1 protein-coding gene is annotated in these 487 nt (G+C 60.8%); it reads right to left on the bottom strand.

Annotated features, from left to right (window positions below):
* Positions 1-487 (bottom strand): methyl-accepting chemotaxis protein (locus SMB34_RS21490; protein ID WP_037992306.1); only part of this gene is annotated, 487 nt, incomplete at both ends.

Here is a 487-nt window from a genome sequence, read left to right as displayed (position 1 = left end):
GTTGGCGAGGTTTTTGACCTCGGCCGCGACAACTGCAAAGCCCTTGCCCGCATCGCCGGCACGGGCCGCTTCGATGGTGGCGTTAAGGGCCAGAAGGTTGGTCTGTTCGGCGATGTCGGTGATCAGTGCGATGACTTCGCCGATGCGGTTTGCCGATTGCGACAGGCTGACCACCAGCTGGTTGGTTTCCTGTGCACGGTCGGCGGCATTGTTGGAAATGCGGGTCGATTCCGCCATCTGACGGTTGATTTCCGCGTTTGAGGCCGAAAGCTGTTCGGTGGCGGCGGCAACGGTTTCGACGTTGCCGGTGGCTTCCTGTGCCGAAGATGCGACATCTTCGGTCTGGCCGGAAACCAGTTCGGCACTCTGGCTCATCTGGCCCGACACACCCTGAAGCTGTTCGGCGAGGGCGGCAATTTCACCGACCGCACTTTCGACTTCGTTCTGCAGGGTATCGGCAAGGCCAAGCAGTTCGTCACGGAGTGCT

Origin of the sequence: Thalassospira permensis NBRC 106175 (genome assembly GCF_000714555.1) — a bacterium.
GTDB lineage: Bacteria > Pseudomonadota > Alphaproteobacteria > Rhodospirillales > Thalassospiraceae > Thalassospira > Thalassospira xiamenensis.
This window is presented reverse-complemented; position numbering and strand designations above follow the sequence as displayed.